Origin of the sequence: Sorangium sp. So ce117 (assembly GCF_051524395.1) — a bacterium.
GTDB classification, from domain to species: Bacteria; Myxococcota_A; Polyangia; order Polyangiales; family Polyangiaceae; genus Sorangium; species Sorangium cellulosum_B.
Genome location: NZ_CP150309.1, coordinates 9733911 through 9751702 on the forward strand (window position 1 = coordinate 9733911; position 17792 = coordinate 9751702).

Annotated in this window: 17 protein-coding genes; 11 read left to right on the forward strand and 6 right to left on the reverse strand. The window is 71.1% G+C overall.

Translation table 11 applies throughout. The features are described 5' to 3' along the window. Nucleotides 1–131: 131 nt before the first annotated feature. From WMF46_RS36480 to WMF46_RS36505, 6 genes are all read right to left on the reverse strand, one after another. Complete coding sequence (locus tag WMF46_RS36480; RefSeq protein ID WP_437981429.1) at nt 132–641, reverse strand: hypothetical protein; 510 nt, start codon at nt 639–641, stop codon at nt 132–134. After that, nucleotides 629–1054 (reverse strand): hypothetical protein, encoded by a 426-nt coding sequence (locus tag WMF46_RS36485; protein ID WP_437525066.1) that lies wholly within the window; start codon nt 1052–1054, stop codon nt 629–631. The genes WMF46_RS36480 and WMF46_RS36485 overlap by 13 nt, the downstream gene beginning before the upstream one ends. A 14-nt stretch (nt 1055–1068) precedes the next feature. Beyond that, nucleotides 1069–2445: a serine/threonine protein kinase gene (locus tag WMF46_RS36490; RefSeq protein WP_437981430.1), complete on the reverse strand. Its 1377-nt coding sequence runs from the start codon at nt 2443–2445 to the stop codon at nt 1069–1071. Between the two features lie 53 nt (nt 2446–2498). Next, nucleotides 2499–3461 carry a hypothetical protein gene (locus tag WMF46_RS36495; RefSeq protein ID WP_437981431.1) on the reverse strand — a complete coding sequence of 321 codons (963 nt, stop codon included), beginning with the start codon at nt 3459–3461 and terminating at the stop codon, nt 2499–2501. Nucleotides 3462–4005: 544 nt separating this feature from the next. Beyond that, nucleotides 4006–4287: a cupin domain-containing protein gene (locus WMF46_RS36500; RefSeq protein WP_012239482.1), complete on the reverse strand. Its 282-nt coding sequence runs from the start codon at nt 4285–4287 to the stop codon at nt 4006–4008. A gap of 86 nt (nt 4288–4373) precedes the next feature. Continuing rightward, nucleotides 4374–5276 (reverse strand): nucleotidyltransferase domain-containing protein, encoded by a 903-nt coding sequence (locus WMF46_RS36505; RefSeq protein ID WP_437981432.1) that lies wholly within the window; start codon nt 5274–5276, stop codon nt 4374–4376. Nucleotides 5277–5414: 138 nt separating this feature from the next. Here WMF46_RS36505 and aroA point away from each other — a divergent pair, with 138 nt between their 5' ends. The 11 genes from aroA (at nt 5415) to WMF46_RS36560 (ending at nt 17387) form a co-directional block, all read left to right on the forward strand. Then, nucleotides 5415–6791, forward strand: a complete 1377-nt coding sequence (aroA, locus tag WMF46_RS36510) for a 3-phosphoshikimate 1-carboxyvinyltransferase (RefSeq protein ID WP_437981433.1) — start codon at nt 5415–5417, stop codon at nt 6789–6791. Nucleotides 6792–6825: 34 nt separating this feature from the next. Next, nucleotides 6826–7638 (forward strand): (d)CMP kinase, encoded by an 813-nt coding sequence (cmk, locus tag WMF46_RS36515; protein ID WP_437981434.1) that lies wholly within the window; start codon nt 6826–6828, stop codon nt 7636–7638. Continuing rightward, nucleotides 7622–8584, forward strand: a complete 963-nt coding sequence (locus tag WMF46_RS36520; protein ID WP_437981435.1) for a hypothetical protein — start codon at nt 7622–7624, stop codon at nt 8582–8584. The genes cmk and WMF46_RS36520 overlap by 17 nt, the downstream gene beginning before the upstream one ends. 199 nt (nt 8585–8783) lie before the next feature. Then, nucleotides 8784–9947, forward strand: a complete 1164-nt coding sequence (locus tag WMF46_RS36525) for a hypothetical protein (RefSeq protein ID WP_437981436.1) — start codon at nt 8784–8786, stop codon at nt 9945–9947. Between the two features lie 179 nt (nt 9948–10126). Continuing rightward, nucleotides 10127–11932 carry a 30S ribosomal protein S1 gene (locus WMF46_RS36530; protein WP_437981437.1) on the forward strand — a complete coding sequence of 602 codons (1806 nt, stop codon included), beginning with the start codon at nt 10127–10129 and terminating at the stop codon, nt 11930–11932. A 190-nt stretch (nt 11933–12122) separates the two neighbouring features. Beyond that, the gene (locus WMF46_RS36535; protein WP_437981438.1) at nt 12123–12509 is read left to right on the forward strand and encodes a YfiM family protein; all 387 of its coding nucleotides are present in this window, start codon (nt 12123–12125) and stop codon (nt 12507–12509) included. Between the two features lie 110 nt (nt 12510–12619). Beyond that, nucleotides 12620–13171, forward strand: coding sequence for an HIT family protein (locus WMF46_RS36540; protein ID WP_437981439.1), 552 nt, complete (start codon nt 12620–12622; stop codon nt 13169–13171). Next, nucleotides 13168–14628, forward strand: a complete 1461-nt coding sequence (locus WMF46_RS36545; protein WP_437981440.1) for an AI-2E family transporter — start codon at nt 13168–13170, stop codon at nt 14626–14628. Before WMF46_RS36540 ends, WMF46_RS36545 begins: the two co-directional genes overlap by 4 nt. Nucleotides 14629–14753: 125 nt before the next feature. Continuing rightward, the gene (locus tag WMF46_RS36550; protein ID WP_437294657.1) at nt 14754–15704 is read left to right on the forward strand and encodes a hypothetical protein; all 951 of its coding nucleotides are present in this window, start codon (nt 14754–14756) and stop codon (nt 15702–15704) included. A 172-nt stretch (nt 15705–15876) separates the two neighbouring features. After that, nucleotides 15877–16818, forward strand: a complete 942-nt coding sequence (locus WMF46_RS36555) for a hypothetical protein (protein ID WP_437981441.1) — start codon at nt 15877–15879, stop codon at nt 16816–16818. A 143-nt stretch (nt 16819–16961) separates the two neighbouring features. Continuing rightward, nucleotides 16962–17387: an HIT family protein gene (locus tag WMF46_RS36560; RefSeq protein ID WP_437981442.1), complete on the forward strand. Its 426-nt coding sequence runs from the start codon at nt 16962–16964 to the stop codon at nt 17385–17387. Nucleotides 17388–17792: the final 405 nt, after the last annotated feature.

Consider the following 17792-nt stretch of genomic DNA (forward strand, 5'->3'; position numbering starts at 1 on the left):
GAGCCCACCGACCCCAGGTGCGGTCGACCCGGAGATTGCTCATGAACCCTTCGCTGGGGGAGACGAAGCCCTTCGTGCCTCGAGTCGTGCGCGAGGCGGCGAGCGCGACAGCCCCAGTAGATCCCGCCCGGCTAGTCGGCCCCGCTGCAGTCCGAGACGTGAAAGACCGCCGTCTCTACGCGCGCCGTTGCCCCGTCGAAGAGCCGGATGATGTCACACGGCCCCGCCGACACGTCGGCCTCGTACGGGTCGGTTGGCTGCTCCTGGACGATAATCTCACACGGGCCCTGGTAGAGATCTCCGTCGATCGTCGCAGATACATGAGGCAGGCCGCCCCCGCGCATGACGTTGATGAAGGAAAGCCGGGCGTTATCCCCCTTTTCGACCACCACGCTGAGGCCACCCGAGTTCCGCACGACGCACAGGCCTGTCGGATCGTCGTCCAGGCCTACACGTTTCGTTCCGTTGCCGCCGGTGTCGATCACCAGCTCTTCGCCAGCGCGCGTCACAACCGCCTTGCCCGAGACCTCGGGCTCGGCTTGAGCGAGGCACCCTCCACCCGAGCTCCACACGACAACCCAGAACAGCGGCGAGAGCGCACGTGCGAGAGAATTTGCCATCGGCTCGCTCATGTCGTGCATTCGCCGAAGCTTAGAGGGATCACCGTCGGCGGGTGCCCCGCGGGCGTGCAGCACATCACGTGCTCTTCACCATTCTCCTCGACATACACCGCGCGATCCTCGTATCCCTCGTAGCAGATCTCCTCGTCCTCGGTCGGGATCACGCAAAGGGTGTACCCGTCCGGGAGGTCATCGCGGACAACGCCCGCGCAAGCACGTGCGAACGACGGCGACTCGGGTGAGGTGGAGGTATCTTCCCGCCAGCCATCCCAGAGGACCTCCGTCTCTTCCGCGCAGTCTTGCACCTCGTTCTGCGTGCCCTTCCAGAGCCACACGGCACGATCCCCCTCGTGGGGCCCTGTGCCAGGGCAGTCGCGGTCGGGGACACAACCTACCGCGGCCGCAGCGCCGATGAACAGAAGAACACATCGCATCGACAGAAGCCCTCCTAGTACATCGCAGGACCACAGCTCACATCGCCGGCCTCGCAGTACGGCAGGCGCAGCTCGGCTCTTGTCGCCACGCTCATTTTCCGCGGGAGCGCTGTGCGCGGCCGATTGTCCGCTTCCCTCAACGCGGTCGGCGCCCAGCCCAGCGTTCGCGTCGAGGGCTGCACCTCTCGTGGCGGAGAGATCATATCCATCAGGGTCGCTGCATGCTTCTCCGCGCGGAGCATGATCCGAGCCGGGTGGATCAGGCAGAGCACCCCGGCGCCTATCGCAGCCAACGCAGCGAGCGAAGCAGCGATGCGTAGAGGGAGTGAACGAGGCGACATTCCGGAAGGCCAGCGCCGGGCGGCCATGAGCTCTCGATCCGGTTGCCGTATCAACGACGGCGGCGGTGGCAAAACCGGCTCCTCCGGAGTGGAGGCCGGCCACGAGGGCACATCAAGCGGGGGAACCTGCGGCAGCGGAGGCTCGTCCTTGTCCGACGGCGCAACCCCCGATGGCACAGCCCCAGGCGCGACCTCGGACGGGCCAGTATTCAGGCCTCCTATCACCGCTGCTGGCGACCGTGGCCCTTCCAGGTGCGAGCTGCGCAGCGTTGACGGCGCCGCGCCAGCGCTCGAAACCCGGTCATCACGGCAGCTCGGCGCCTGGTCCAACGCAGGCCATGCGTCCACGAGGTCTTCGAGTACCGTGATGAAGTGGTTGACGTTCCTGTATCTGCGACGCGGATCCTCGGCCAGGGCCATCTCGATCGCGGCGGCGACAGCGCGTGGGGTATCGTTCGGGATGACCGGGGTGATACGCCGCGCCCCAAGTTCACCGGTCTGGCCGACGTCCAGCGAGCGACGGCACACGAGTTCGTACAGCAGGGCCCCGAGGCCATAGACATCTGCCCGTGGGCCAACACGGTCGCCGCTCAACAGCTCCGGCGCCACCAGCGGCTCTCGTGCGGCTTCGTGCGGCTCGACCCGGAACAACCTGACCAGGCCGAACTGGCGGATGCAGTAGTCGCGCTGCGACGTAATGAACACGCGCTCCGGACTCAGCGCCCCATGGCACCAGCCCAGCGCGTGGCAGCGCTCGATCGTTCGGGCGATCTCGATCACCATCCGCAGCGCGGTCGCCCCGAGATCGGCCCCGGAGATTGCGTCCTTGATGCCGATACCGTCGCTCCGCCGGCATGCGACCCAGGCAGATAGGCCGCTTGCGTCACCGTAGAGAACGGGCTCGATCTGCTGCACCGCTCGCGAGATATCCTGCAGGCGCTTCAGCTCGGACGTGAAGGCCTTCCTGTCCAAGGCCTGGCCCTCACGAACGTGCAACCACACCGTCGCTCCCTCATCGCCTACTTGCCGGGCGAGGAACGTGCGGACCATGCCATCGTGAACCTCGCCGAGGATCCGGTGACCTTCCCAGACGGCACCAGGCTCTACCACGAGAACTGCACCTCCGCGCCAGCCCTACGCGCGCGGATCTGAGCGCCATTCGGCAGCACCGCAACCGCGAGTGTCGCGGCACCGAGCGCGGTCCCGGCAACAAGCGCTGCCGTGCTGAGGTGCTGCTTTACCTCGACGGACTGCTGCTCTTTTCGAAACATGCCCGCAGTCTGGATGTCCGAGTGGGGCTTGCACATCTCGTCCCTCAAGGCGGTGTCCTCGATCGATGCCACGATGTGCAGCACGATTCCTGAGACCAGGAATGCGCCCGACGCTGCGGAGCCCGTATAGAGAAGCCACGGCGCCGGACCGGGTTCCGGCTGCGCCGGCGGGCCCGCCAGCGTCACCTTCAACGGAGCGACCGAGCGCACGCTCGCGGGTTCGGCGCTCAGGAGGACAACGCGCGATTCTCTCGCGGTGACGTGCACCATGGAGCGTGCCTTGCGGCCATCCGGCAACATCGTCGTGACCTCATGCTGCCCAGGCGCGACGTAGATCTGACCGCTCTCGTCCACGAGGCGCCCGTCCACGAGCACGGGCGCCGCCCCCGCGGGCGCGAACACATGGAGCTGCGCCACCTCGAGCCGCGCCGCCGCCAGGTCCGCATGCCGCGTCTCGTAGAGCCGCCGCTCCGTAGGCGTGGCCGGCGGACGCATCTCCTGCACACACCGCGTGAGCTCCACCACGGCGTCCACCCAGCGCCCGAGTCGGCGGTCGAGCTGCCCGAGCTGGCAGATCCCCACCGTAGAACGCTCGATATCGTAGATCTGCGCCCACAGGTCGCGAGCGCGCGCGATGTCGAGCCGCTCCAGGGCGGCCTCTGCCTCCTTGATCAAAGCTGTCACGCGCGGCGACCGTGGCGGCGGCGACGCGGCAAACGCCGACTGGAGCCCGAGGAGGAACATCGCTACGGCGGCCACATGCGACCAACAGACGACCAGCGCAGAACGCAGCAAGGTTCACCTCGGCCCAACGCGGGGGCCTGGATGCCGCGCTGGCCTAGTCCGGCACAGCATCACTCTTCCCGCCCAGCCTCGGCCGGGCGGCATCTATGCCTCGCGCAGAGGTTGACTACCATGGATCTCCTTGCGCTTTGAATCCTCAATGGACCGAATTTCCGCGTGCGCGTGCATTGCAGATCACGGCCAGAAATTCTCATGCCCTATCGCGGTTTGTATGCATTGCAGATCGCGACCAGAAATTCTCATGCCCTGTCGCGATTTCACGGCCAGGTGATGGTGAGCACCTCAGGCCCTTCGCTCGCCGCCGCAAGTCGGTCCGAGCCGACCAGCGCGGTCGCAGACGCGCCGCCGGGCGCGCGGCGCGAGCCGGCGCCGGCCAACGACATGGCGCCGCCCCCGCCGGCGCCAACAACGACGATTCCCTCGACGGCACCGGAGCCTAGCGCTCTTGCGCTCACCGCCCGCAGCCCATCCCCGGCCCCTCGGCCATGCCTGCAGCAGGCGCTCGCGTGGCGCCCCGGCGCCGTGAAGCCGCCGCTCAGCCGAACCGGTAGTGCTTCCGCACCGGCGAGCGCACCTCCCAGGTGCAGCTCAGCCCCGCGGGGAACGTCACCAGATCCCCCGCCTGGATCCGCACCGGCGCGCCGCCTCCCTCCGCGGGCGTCACGATCACGTCGCCCTCGAGCAGGTAGCAGATCTCCCGCTCGTCGTAGTGCCACGAGAAGGTCGACACCTCCTTCGTCCAGATGGGCCAGCCGCGCGCCCCGAGCTTCGCCAGCTGCTCCTCCGACGGACCGTGCTCCAGCTTGATCGACTCCATGGCTCCTCGTCCTCGCTCGATGCGCCGCGCTCGATGCGCCGCCGGGCCCGCCCCCGCGGCGCCCTCCGCGATCGTCGCGCCGGATGTTAGCAGCTCGGCTCGTCCCCTCGGCACAGCTCGCGCACCTCGCGCGCGATCGCCTCCATGCGCCCCAGGCTCGCGAGCAGCGCGTCCGCGCCCTCGCCGGGCGCGGCGAGCGTCGCCTCAACCCTGTCGGCGAAGCCCTGAGGACACCGAGAGAGCGCCCGCGTCCCCTGCAGGGCTCCCTTCTCGTTCGAGAGGTAGCGCTCGTTCAGCGCGAACAGCGCCTGCACCAGGCAGGCCGCGGCGCGGAACAGGCAGCCGCTCACGTAGAACACGTCGCCGCGCCGCCCGGCCTTCTTCGCGGTGTCGATGGCGAACCCGGCCTCCCACAGGAACCTCTCTAGGAGCGCCCTCCGCAGGGCCGGCGGATACGGCGTCACGAGCGCCTTCAGCGGGGCCAGCGCGCCCTCCGGATCGTAGAGCGGCCGGCAGTCGTGGATATCGACCAGGTAGTTGGCGCTGAGGAAGCCGTGCGGGTGACCGGGCTGGTAGTCGCACGTCACCTGCCCCGCCCGGCACTCCCCGATCACGCGCCGCACACGCGCGAGATCCCGGTAGAGCCAGTCGACCCGGTGCCCCTCGATCTCCAGCCACGCGCCCCCGTTGATCCACGGTCCCCAGGCGCCGGGCGGCGTGACGACGTCCTCGGCGGCGCTCGCGTGGAGCTCCCGCGCGAGCGGCGCCACGTCGCCCTCGGCGCCGCCGGCGCAGAGCTCCCGCGCGAGCGCGCGCAGCGCCGCGAGGTCGGGCGGGCTCTCGGGCTCGTAATAGATGCCCAGATCGACGTCCGAGTCCGGGTGGCCCGCGCCACGAGCGCGCGATCCGCCCAGCACGACCGCCACCACGCCCGGGATCGCGCCGAGCCGAACCGCCACGCGCGCCGCCACATCCACTGCCCCGTCCATGCCGCCTCCGCCTCTTGTCGACCCGCCGCGACGCGGCGACCCTAACATCGAGGCGCCCGCGCGGTCCCACCCCGCGCGCTGCGCCCTCGGCGCCTCGCCCGCTGTGCCTGCGCCCGCCGTTCTGCTACACGGCAACCCGTGCCCGACCTCATCGTCCACCCGGCGGAGCGGCCGCTCATCGGGAGCGTGCCGGTCCCTGCGGACAAGAGCATCGCCCACCGAGCGCTCCTCCTCGCCGCGCTCGCCACCGGGCAGAGCCGCATCCGGGGCGGGACGCTCGGCGGCGACGTCCTCTCGACCGTGGGCGCGCTGCGCGCCATGGGCGTCCGCGTCGAGGAGCCGTCGCCGGGCGACCTCGTCGTCCACGGCGCCGGGCTCTCCGGCCTCCGCGCCCCCGGCGGCCCCATCGACTGCGGCAACTCCGGCACCACGATGCGCCTCCTCGCGGGCATCCTCGTCGCCCAGCGCTTCGCCGCGCGGCTCGTCGGCGACCCGTCGCTCTCGCGCCGCCCCATGGATCGCGTCGCGAAGCCGCTCCGGCTCCGCGGCGGGCACATCGAGGGGCAGCTCGATCCGCGCAAGATCGGCGAGATCACGGCGCCGCTCGACGTCGGGCCGCTCCCCGAGCCGCACGTGCTCTCGTCGATCGAGCACGAGATCCCCGTCCCGTGCGACCAGGTGAAGAGCGCCCTCCTCCTGTCCGGCCTCTACGCCGACGGCCCGACGTTCGTGCGTGAGCCGATCGTCTCGCGCGATCACACCGAGCGCATGCTCACCGCGCTCGGCGTGCCGATCGACTCGGTCGGTGCGATGGTCTGCCTCGACGCGGCCCGCTTCTCCGGCGCGCTCCCGGCGTTCGAGCTCGACGTGCCCGGCGACCTCTCCGCGGCCGCGTTCCTCGTCGCCGCCGCGCAGATCGTGCCGGGGAGCCGCGTGACCGCGCGGCGCGTGGGCCTCAACCCGACGCGCACCGGGCTGCTCGAGGTGCTGCGCGACATGGATGGCGGCGTCGCCGTCGAGATCAAGGGAGACGCCCTCGGCGAGCCCACCGGCGACATCCACGTCGCGCCCGCCTCCTCCGGCGCCGGCCTCCGCGCCGGGCGCGCGGGCGGCGAGCTCGCGGCGCGCGCCATCGACGAGCTGCCGATCCTGCTCGGCCTCGGCGCGCGGGCGCGCGGCCTCACCGAGGTGTTCGACGCGCGGGAGCTGCGCGCGCAGGAGACCGACCGCATCGCGGCGATGGCGTCCGTGCTCGGCGCCTTCGGCCTGCGCTGCGAGGAGCGCACCGACGGGCTCCTCGTCGAGGGCAGGCCCGACCGGCCGCTCGACGCGGCCGACGTCGACAGCCGCGGCGATCACCGCATCGCGATGACGGCCGCCGTGCTCGGGCTCGCCGCCGGCGGGCCCACGCGCGTCCGCGACGCGGGCTGCATCGCGACCAGCTTTCCCCTCTTCGTCGGGACGCTGCGCGCCCTGGGCGCGCGCATCGAGGTCGAGGGCGCCCGCGCCGCGTGAGCGCGCGATGGTGAGCGAGAGAGGAGGAGCGCAGGTGACCGAACGACAACGACAGGACGACGCGCACCACCTCCCGGCCCGGGGCGAGCCCCGGCGGCTGCGCGTCGCGATCGACGGACCGGCCGGCGCCGGCAAGGGCACGGTCGCGCGTGGGCTCGCCGAGCGGCTCGGCTACCTGCTCGTCGACACCGGCGCGATCTACCGCGCCGTCGCGCTCGCGGCCCGCCGCGCGAGCCTCACGTGGGAAGAGGAGGGCGAGATCGGCGCGCTCGCCGAGGATCTCGCGCGCGGCGGGCGCATCGCCCTGGAGCGGAGCCCGCACGGCATGCCGCCCGACTCCTCCGCCCCCCCGCCCGCGAACGCCCCGCCCCAGTCGGGCCTTGGCGGCAGCGGCATGCGCGTGCTGCTCGACGGCGAGGACGTCTCCAGCGCGATCCGCGCGCCCGAGATCAGCCTCGGCGCGAGCCGGGTCTCGGCCATCCCCGCCGTGCGCCAGGCGCTGCTCGCGATGCAGCGGCAGGCCGGCGCGGGCGGCGGCGTGGTGCTCGAGGGGCGCGACATCGGCACCGTGGTGTTCCCGGACGCCGAGGTGAAGTTCTTCCTCACGGCGCCGGCCGAGATCCGCGCGAAGCGGCGGTACGACGAGCTCGTCGCACGCGGCATGCCCGTCAGCTTCGAGGCGACGCTCTCCGACGTGCTCCGCCGCGACAAGGCCGACAGCGAGCGCGCGGTCGCGCCGCTCCGCAAGGCCGACGACGCGATCCTCGTCGACTCGGGGCACAGGAGCCCGCAGGAGATCATCGACGAGATGGCGACCCTCGTGGAGATCCGTGCGCGCGGCGGCTGAGGTCCGCGCCGCCGCCGTCGCCGCCGCCCTGATGGCGCTCGGGCTCCCGGCCTGCGGGGACGCCGCGCCGCGGCTCGCGGGCGGCGGCCCCCCCGCGCGCGCGGCGAGCCCGGCCGGCCCGCGCGTCGTCCGGCGCATCGAGCCGGCCGATCTGCTCCCGGCCGATCTCGATCTCGTCGTGCGCGTCGACGTCGCCCGCATGCGCGACGGGCTGGGCCAGGCGGCATCGGACGAGCTCGCCCGGCGCGCGCTCGACGAGGTGCCCGACGAGGCGCTGGAGAGCGCCCTCCAGCGCGCCGACGTCGTCTGGCTCGGCCTGCGGCTCGCCGATCTCGAGGAGGGTGATCGCGTTGTCGTCCTCGAGGGCCGGATGGCCGGGCTCACGCCCGATCCCGGCCGCTGGGAGCCGGCGCCGGCGGCGCAGGACGGCGTCGCCGTCTTCGACCGCCGCGGCGGCGTCGCGGGATCGCGCGCCGACACGGCGCGGATCATCGCGCTCGGCGATCGCGCGGTCGCGCTCGTGTCGGCGGTCGAGGTGAGCAGCGTCGCGCGCCTCCTCCGTGACGGCCCCGACGCGCGCCGCGGCGACCCGGCCGCCGAGGGGCTCGTGAGCCTCGACCTGCGCGCGCGCCGGCTCCCCCCCTACCTCGCGCGGCGCTTCCCGTCGATCGGCGCGCTCGTCGCGGGCGTCGCGCGGGTCCGCGGCGTGGCGTCCCTCCACGACGAAGGGGTGCGCCTCGACGTGGAGCTCGTCGGCGTCGACGCGGCCGGCGCGGCGCGCGCCCGCCGGTTCCTCGAGGTGTTCCGCGACAACGTCGAGGATGCACGTTACGCAGATCTCATGAAGGAGCTCTCGATCGAGCAGGTGGAGAGCACCGTGCGGCTCCGCTGGCTCTTCCCTGCGCCCCTCGTGCTCGCCCTGCTGTCCGGGCGCTCCCCGGGCTAGTGCCTCGGGTGAGAGATCCTGTCAGGGATCGGTGTCGCGAGGGGAGAAAGATTTCAACGCAAAGACGCAAAGACGCAAAGGCGCAAAGGCGCAAACCTGCACAAAATCTGTTCTTTTTTGCGTCTTTGCGCCTTTGCGTCTTTGCGTTGAAATCTCTCCCCATAACGCTGGCCGGACTTCTGGCGGGCGGAACTAGCCGATGCCTGACACCCTGATCGAAGAACCGATCCGACCGACCGTGACCGACGACCTCGCCGCGCCGGCGCCGGCGCCCGAGGGCGACCCCGCGCCGACGCCCGAGGGCGACCCCGCAGACTCGCGCCCCGCACCGCCCGGCGAAGCCACCCCGCAGCGCCCGGGCCGCCCCCGCGGGGCCGCGTGCCTCGTGGTCGCGATCGCGCTCGCCGCGTTGCTCGCCGGCGCGGCGCTCGGCGTCTACCTCTTCTTCTGGCGCTATGTGCCGACGGCCCGGCAGCACATCCCGGGCGACGCGAACATCGTGGTCCGCCTCGAGACCGCCGACCTCGCGCTCTTCGGCCCCGTGCGCCAGCACTTCCTCCCGCTGCTCGACGACGCGCCCCAGACCGCGTCGCGCAGGGCGCGCATCGAGGCGGCCACCGGCCTCGATCTCCCGTCGGATCTGCGCGAGATCGTCGTCGCGTCGACCGACGCCGCGAGCTGGGTCGCGCTCGCGGGCGGGCGCATCCCGAAGGGCCGCTTCGTCTCCGGCATGGAGAAGGTCGCCCGCGACGAGGGCTGGACCGGCGTCCGCCGCGAGGGCGATCTCCTGCTCGTCGGGCCGCGCGCCGTGCTCGGCCAGGCCGACGACGGCACGATCGTCCTCGGCACGGACGTCGAGATCGTGAAGGCCGCGCTGCCCGCGTCGCCCGACGCAGACGAGTGGCGGCGCCTCGATCTGCCCGAGCAGGGCGCCGTCACCTTCGCGCTCACCAGCGCCGCGTGGTCCGGCGCCGCCGCCGCGGTCTCCGGCGCGCTGCCGCGGGCCGGAGCGCTGTTCCGCCGCATCGACCACGCCTCGGGCGCCCTCACGCTCGGCGCGGAGCCCGCGCTCTCGATGCTCCTTGCGCCCGCGTCGGGCGAGGCCGCCGCTGCGCTCGCCCCGGACACCCAGGCGCTCCTCGGCAGCCTCAAGCTCGCCCTCGCGCTGCTCCCCGACATCGCCGGCGCACGCGCCGCGCTCGAGGGAGCCCAGGCCCTCGCGCAGGGAGAGCGCGTCGAGATCCGGACGAAGTGGCCCCACGAGGGCCTCGATCGCGCCTGCGCAGAGCTCGCACACCGCGCCCGCGCCGCGCGCGACGCGCTCGATGCCGGAGGGAGCGCGCCCGGCGCCGCGCCCCCCTGAGATCGCGCTGCTTTGGGCGGGCGGGCACATCCTTCCCACCAAAACGGACCGGACCTACAAAAACCTCCAGTGGCTCGGTCGTTGCATTGACAGAGGCCCCTCCTCAGACTACAGGCTCGCCTCTCCCGAGGGGCCCGGGTGCATCGGTACGCGTGTGCCTGCCCCTCCGCCGCTCGTGCGTGGCACCTAGGGTCCACGCCTGCGCCCGCGCGGCGAATCCCAGGGAAGGAAAGGAAACAAGAACGAACAACATGACTAGTAACATCCATATGGAGGCTGGCTCGTCCGGGGCGAGCATGGAGAGCTTTGCCGCGCTCTTCGAACAGAGCGTGGAGGGGGGCGATTTCGCGCGTGAAGGAGAGATCATCTCCGGCACCGTGGTCGCAGTGAACCGCGACTCCGTCGTGGTCGACATCGGCGGCAAGAGCGAGGGCGTGATCGCGCTCCGCGAGTTCGCGGACGCCGCGGGCCAGAGCGCCGTCAAGGCGGGCGACAAGGTCGACGTCTACATCGAGAGCCGCGAGAACGACGACGGCCTCGTGACCTTGTCGAAGGAGAAGGCCGACAAGATGAAGGTCTGGGATGAGATCTCGAACGCCTGCGAGGCGGACGAGCTCATCGAGGGCACGATCAGCCAGCGCGTGAAGGGCGGCCTCTCGGTCACCATCCGCGGCGGCGTGAAGGCCTTCCTCCCGGGCTCTCAGGTCGACCTCCGCCCGATCCGCAACTTGGACAAGCTGATCGGCCAGACCTACAAGTTCAAGGTCATCAAGTTCAACAAGAAGCGCGGCAACATCGTGCTCTCGCGGCGCGTGCTCCTGGAGCGCGAGCGCGACGAGATGAAGGCCAAGACGCTCGAGACGTTGACGGAAGGGATGACCGTCAAGGGGACCATCAAGAACATCACCGAGTACGGCGCGTTCGTCGACCTCGGCGGGATCGATGGCCTCCTGCACATCACGGACATGTCGTGGGGCCGCGTGAACCACCCGAGCGAGGTGTTCCAGGTCGGCGACGAGGTCCTCGTGAAGGTCCTCAAGTACAACGCCGACACCGAGCGCGTCTCCCTGGGCCTCAAGCAGACCCAGGAGGACCCCTGGAACCACGCCGAGGAGGCGTATCCGGCGGGCAAGAAGGTCCGCGGCAAGGTCATGTCGATCACCGACTACGGCGCGTTCGTCGAGCTGGAGCCGGGCGTCGAGGGCCTCATCCACGTCAGCGAGATGAGCTGGACCAAGAAGGTCAAGCACCCGTCGAAGCTGCTCGAGGTGGGCCAGGAGCTCGAGTGCCAGGTGCTCGAGGTGGACGCGCGCGCGAAGCGCATCAGCCTCGGTCTGAAGCAGCTGGAGCCCGATCCGTGGATGCTGTTCACGGACAAGTACCACCCCGGCGACAAGATCGCGGGCAAGGTCCGGTCGCTCACCGACTACGGCGTCTTCGTCGGGATCGAGGAGGGCGTCGACGGCATGGTCCACAAGAGCGATCTCTCGTGGTCGGTGCGCGTCAACAACCCGAGCGACCTCTACCACAAGGGCGATGACGTCGAGGCGATCATCCTCTCGATCAACCACGACGAGAAGAAGGTCTCCCTCGGCATCAAGCAGCTCTGGGACGACCCGTGGCCGAGCATGCTGACGGAGTACCCGCCCGGCCGCGTCCTCGACGAGGCCCAGGTGGTGAGCATCGTCGACTACGGCGTGTTCGTGCGGCTGCGCGAGGGCGTCGAGGGCCTCATCTCGCAGAGCGACGTGCAGGAGCCCGAGGAAGGCAAGCTGAAGGTCGCCGACAAGGTCAAGGCCGAGATCTCCTCGCTCGACACGGTCGACCGCAGGCTCTTCCTGACGATGAAGAACATCGGCATGGAGCGCCCCGCCCCGGTCCGGCAGCAGCAGCAGAAGCGCAAGGACGACGACGACAAGCCGGCGGCCGGGACGATCGGTGATCTCATCAAGGAGAAGTTCGGCGCCAAGCTGGACCTGAAGTGACGCGGATCGGCGCGCGGCGTCGCTGAGGCGGCCGCGCGCCAGGCGCTCACCCGCCGCACGTCAGGTGCGGCGGGCCGAGGGCGCCCCCGGTGCCCCCGGCTCGCCGTGTGGACCCGATGTCGACGAGAGGCGAGGCCCTCCCCAGGGCCTCGCCTCTTGCTTTTTCCGCGAGGCCGCGGACGATGCCGCGATGAGAGGCCTCCTCGCGCGCTCCGCCCTCGGGGCGCCCATCCTCGCCGCCCTGGTGCTCAGCGCTCTTCCTGCCCGCGCCGACGGCCCCCGCGCCGCGGCCGCCGACCCGTGGTTCGGCGATGACAAGGCGCGCCATTTCTGCGCGTCAATGGCCCTTGCCGGCGGCGGGTACGCGCTCGGTTCGCTCGCGACGAACGACGTTCGGCAGCGGCTCGCGCTGGGGGCCGCGCTCGCGCTCGGCGCTGGCCTGGCGAAGGAGGTCTACGATGCCTCCGGGCACGGCACCCCCTCGGTCCGCGACGTCGTCTGGGATGCGCTCGGCACCTCCGCCGGGCTTGGCCTCTCGCTCTGGTTCGATCTCGCGGCTACGCCGATCCAGTTCTGAGCCCGCATCGGCGACGCGGCGGAACGCGAGGCGCGCCTGAGAGAGAGCGGCGTGACGACGAGCGAGCGGTGGTCCCGCGCGCGTTGCCGCCGTGCTAGCGTCTCCGCGACATGGGTAACCCCCTGTGGGCGCCCTGGCGCATCGATTACATCCTTGCGCCGAAGGGCCAGGCCGACTGCATCTTCTGCGGCATCCCCCGCGCATCCGAGCAAGAACAGCGCGATCGGCTGGTCGTGGCGACGACCCGCCGCGCGTTCGTCATGCTCAACCGCTACCCGTTCGCCTCGGGCCACCTCCTCATCGTCCCGCACGCGCACGTCGCCTCGCTCGACGCGCTCGAGCCGGCCGATCACGAGGCCCTCTTCCGCCTCGTGCGCGAGTCGACGACCCGCCTGCGCGCCGCGCTCAAGTGCGAGGGCATGAACGTCGGGATCAACCTTGGCACCGCGGCGGGCGCCGGCATCGCCGAGCACCTGCACGTCCACATCGTCCCGCGCTGGCCAGGCGACACCAACTTCATGCCGGTGCTCGCCGACGTCCGCGTCGTCCCGCAGGCGCTCGAGGCGACGCGAGACCACCTGCTCGGCTTCTTCGCCGACCTCCCTGCGTCGCTCGTCGACGAGGGCGCCCACGGCCGGGCCGCGCGCGGCGAGGCGCTGTGAGCGAAGGCCCCTCGCAGCGCACCGTGTTCCTGACGGTCAGCGCCGTCCTCACGGCGGCGCTGCTCATCGTCTCCCACGCGGTGCTGCTCCCGTTCGTGCTCGCGCTCGTGGTCGCCTACGTGCTCACGCCGGCGGTCCTCCGGCTCGAGCGCGCGCGCGTCCCGCGGTGGGCGGCGATCCTCGTCGTCTACGCGCTCGTGCTCTCCGGGATCGCGGGCTTCTTCGCCCTCAGCGTCCCCCGCCTCATCGCCGAGGGGAAGGCGCTCACCACCGAGGCCCCGCGCCTCGCCGCGCGCCTGCGCGAGGAGTACCTGCCCGCGCTCGACGCGCGGCTCGACCGCTGGTCGGGCCGCGAGCCCGCGGCGGCGCCGCCGGCGGTCGCGCCCGCCCAGGAGCCCGATCAGGCCGCGCGGCCGCCGGACGCCATCGCGGTCTCTCCTGGAGGAGAGGAAGGCGTCGAGCGCCCGCCGATCCGCATCTTGCCCGGGCCGGACGGCTCGTTCGACGTGCAGATCGCCGACGACGTCGAGGTCCGCGAGACGCGCGACGGCGTCTGGCAGATCGCGCAGGCGCGCCCGAGGCACCGCGGGCTCTCCAGCGCGAACATGCTCCAGGAGGGCTACGAGAAGGGGGCCGCCTACCTGAAGGAGAACTCGCTCGCGGTCCTCCGGATCGGGCAGGCCATCGCGACGGCCATCTCGCGCGGCATCTTCAACCTCTTCATGACGTTGATGCTCGCCGGCTACATCATCCTGACGCACGAGAAGATCCTGCGCTTCTTCCGCGAGCTCTGGCACCCGACCTCGCGCGACTCGTTCGATCGGTTCCTGCGCCGGCTCGACCGGGGGCTCTCCGGCGTCGTCCGCGGGCAGCTCCTCATCTGCCTCGTCAACGGCGTCCTCTCCGCGATCGGCTTCTGGCTCTTCGACCTCAAGTACTGGCCGATCCTCTCCGTCCTCGCGGCGGTGATGTCGCTGATCCCGATCTTCGGCTCGATCCTGAGCTCGATCCCCGCGGTCCTCATCGGCCTCACGCAGTCGTTCGGCACGGCGGTCGGCGTGCTCGTGTGGATCGTGGGCATCCACCAGCTCGAGGCGAACTTCCTGAACCCGAAGATCATCGGCGACGCGGCGAAGATCCACCCGGTCCTCGTGGTGCTCGCGCTGCTCGTCGGCGAGCACTTCTTCCAGATCACCGGCGCGCTCTTCGCGGTGCCCTGCCTCTCGCTCGCGCAGACGATCTTCCTCCACTTCCGCGAGTCGACGCTGGGCCTCGCCGATCCGACGGCCACGATCCCGCCGCAGCGCGGCGTCCCGATCATCGCCCCCACGATCGAGCCGCTGCCGCCGCTGCGCGGCTTCGAGACCGCCCGCCCGGCCTCCACGCCCGTCCCCGCCCCCGAGCCCGAAGGCGAGCCCAGCGCCCGCGGCAACGACCCCGACACGGCCGCGAGCTAGCCGTCCACCGCCCGAGCCCCCTCCCCGGGGCCGATCGGCTCGTCCGTCCGCCTCCGCTGGCCGCTCCCCCGCAAGCCGGCTATGAGACCCCGCGCCCCGCGCAGGAAATCAGCTCCACGACCTCGATGAAGACCCCCGGCAAACCCACCCCGAAGAAGCAGAGCCCCAAGCAGCAGCGCGAGCAGGCCATCGCCGCCCTCCGCAGCGGCGGAAAGCCCCCCGCCGACCCGCTCTCCCAGCTGAACCCGCGCTCGCTCGCCATCCGCGTCGGCATCCCGGCGCTCATCGTCTGGGCCATCGCCCTGGCCATCCCGGGGATCTGGCCGAAGGCGGTCGCCGGCGTCCTGACGGTCATCGTGGGCGGCGTCATCGTGTGGGCGCTGCGCTTCGCGACCCGGACGCGCGCCGTCGCGAAGATCGTGCAGACCGCCGACTCGGCCGAGGCCCGCAAGGACGCGATCGCCAAGCTCGACACGGATTTCAAGAAGGACGACACGGCCGCGACGTTCGCGAAGGCGCAGCTCCAGATGCAGGAGGATCCGCGGGCCGCGCTCCGGACGCTGGAGACCATCAACCTCGACAAGGTGATGGCCCCGATGGCCGACGAGGCGCGCGCCCAGCGCGGCATGATCCACCTCATCCTGAGCGAGACGGACGAGGCGCGGGCGCTCGTCGACAAGATCGACATGACCCGCCACAAGGAGCCGAGGATCCGCGCCATGATGGCCGCCATCGTCGGCGAGGCGTGGGCACGGACCGGCCAGGCCGGGAAGGCGGTCGAGCTGCTCGAGACCTTCGATCCGAACGACGAGGCGTTCGCCGAGCTCAAGCCGCAGCTGCTCCGCTCGCGCGCGTTCGCCTATGCGTGGGCGAACAACACGAAGCAGATGAAGACCACGCTGCGGAGCCTGAGCGCGCTCAACCCGCAGTACCTGAGCGGCTTCGTCACGAAGAAGAAGAGCCCCATGGGCGTCCCGCCGCGCGGCGTCCACCCGATGCTCGAGAAGGAGGCGTTCGAGATGCTGATGCGCTCGGGCGCCATCCCTCGCAAGATGCAGCAGGTACGGCGCGGCTGACGCGCGGCGCGGCTGACGCGCGGCGCGGCTGACGCGCGGTGCGCGGTGCGCGGTCAACCAACGAGCGGCCGAGGCCGACCAGCGCCGCGCCTCGTCGTTGGCGCGCCGAGCCCGTCCGCCGAGAGCGGCCCCTTGACGCGCGGCGCGGCGAGCGGCTCAACTGCGCGCCCCCATGAGAGGAACCGCGCTGCTCTACAGCTCCCATAACCGCTGCAACTTCATCCACGACCACTACATCGCGCAGCGGGCGCTCTCGGGGCGGGACAACAAGCGCATCCTGTTCCTGCCGATGTCGGAGGCGCCCCGCGACGGCAACGAGCGCGAGCGGCAGGAGTTCGCGTACGGCAACTTCAGCTGGTTCTTCCGGTTCTACGAGCGGTTCGGCCTCGAGCACGTGCCGTTCTACTGGAGCAGCGACCTGCGCAGGGAGGACGTCGACGTCCTCTGGCACTACCTCGCGTCGTCCGAGGTGGTGATCCTCGGCGGCGGCTACAGCACGACAGGGCTCTGGCGCTACAAGCAGCTCGGCGCGATGTTCGACGGAGAGCCCGGCAAGTTCGGGCGCCTCCTGCACGAGCGCCGGCAGCGGGGCCTGCTCACCGTCGGGTTCTCCGCCGGGGCCGACCAGCTCTGTCAGCACCTCTTCCGCCGGGTGTGGGACAGCCCCGGCGACAACGACGCGTTCGGCCTCGCGCGCGACACGCTGGTCACGCTCCACCACGAGCCGAGCCGCAACGGCGATCTCTGGCACGCGGCGCGGCGCATGCCCCGCTGCTTCGTCTTCGGGCTCCCGAACGACTCCGGGGTCCAGGTGGACTGGGGCGTGCTCCCGTCCGGCAACATCTGGCAGGTCTACGAGCTCATCATCGACACCTCGTGGGACGATCCCTCCGACGCGCTCCACGTCAAGACGCGGCAGGGCGCGCTCATCGACCACTTCGACCACACGGGCCGCCACTGGGCCTTCCACGGCGGCGACCACGTCGTGCGCGTCACGTCGCAGGACGGCCGCTTCGACCGAGCGTGGATGACGGCCGGCGGCCTTCTCCTCGATTACTGGACGCGCGAGCCTGCCACCTACGGATCGATCGACGACATCCTTGCGAGCCACTGATCGCGCGCCCCCTGCGCAGCCGCGCCCGCCCTGTGTGGCCGCGGTCGCGCGCTCCCAGCGTGACCGCGGACGCGCTCCGCTGCTCGCGCCCCCGGCATTGACGCCAGGCAGGTGGCGCGGCATCGAAGAGCGCGAGGCCCGCCATGCCGCCCCGCCCCTGCGTGTTCTGCAGCATCGCCCGGGGCGAAACGCCGGCCCACGTCGTGCTCGACGAGCCGGAGGCCATGGCGTTCCTGGATCATCGCCCGCTCTTCCCCGGCCACTGTCTGCTCATCCCGCGTGCCCATCACGAGGTGCTCACCGACGTTCCGGCGTCGCTCGTCGGTCCGCTCTTCGCGACCGCGCAGCGCCTCGCGCGCGCTGTAGAGTCCGCATGCTCGGCTGATGGCTTCTTCGTCGCCATCAACAACCGCGTCAGTCAGAGCGTCCCCCACGTGCACATCCACGTGGTCCCGCGCCGTCAGAGGGACGGTCTCAAGGGCTTCTTCTGGCCTCGTTATAAATATGCGGGTGAGCACGAGATGTGCTGCCTTCGCGACGCCATCGTGACGGCATTGGCTGCGGGTTGAATTCTGTCGCAGGTACGGGTATTTGGACGGGCGCCGTGCTGGCTCAGGCGCGAGACGTCCGTCCCAGATCGGGACATTCTGCCACACACGGTCTGCACCTCGTTGTGTCTTGCGATGAACCGAGACCGCTGCCAGGTTAGGGAATAGACAGGGCGCCTCCCTGGTTCCCGGGGCCGACAGCCTCTCACTCCTCGAACGATGCTGGCTCTCCGGTCATTTTTCCCTCGGATCGCGCTGCTCTTCATGCTGATCCTCGCCCCCGCTGCGCTGGGACGGGCGAATATCAGCATCATCGAAGCCGGCAACTCCGATGTTTCGGGATCGTTTCGTACCGGGGCCAGCGAGAACGAGGCGGGGGGCCTCGAGGCCTTGCAGCCGCCCCACCGCGACGGGGCCCATCGTTCG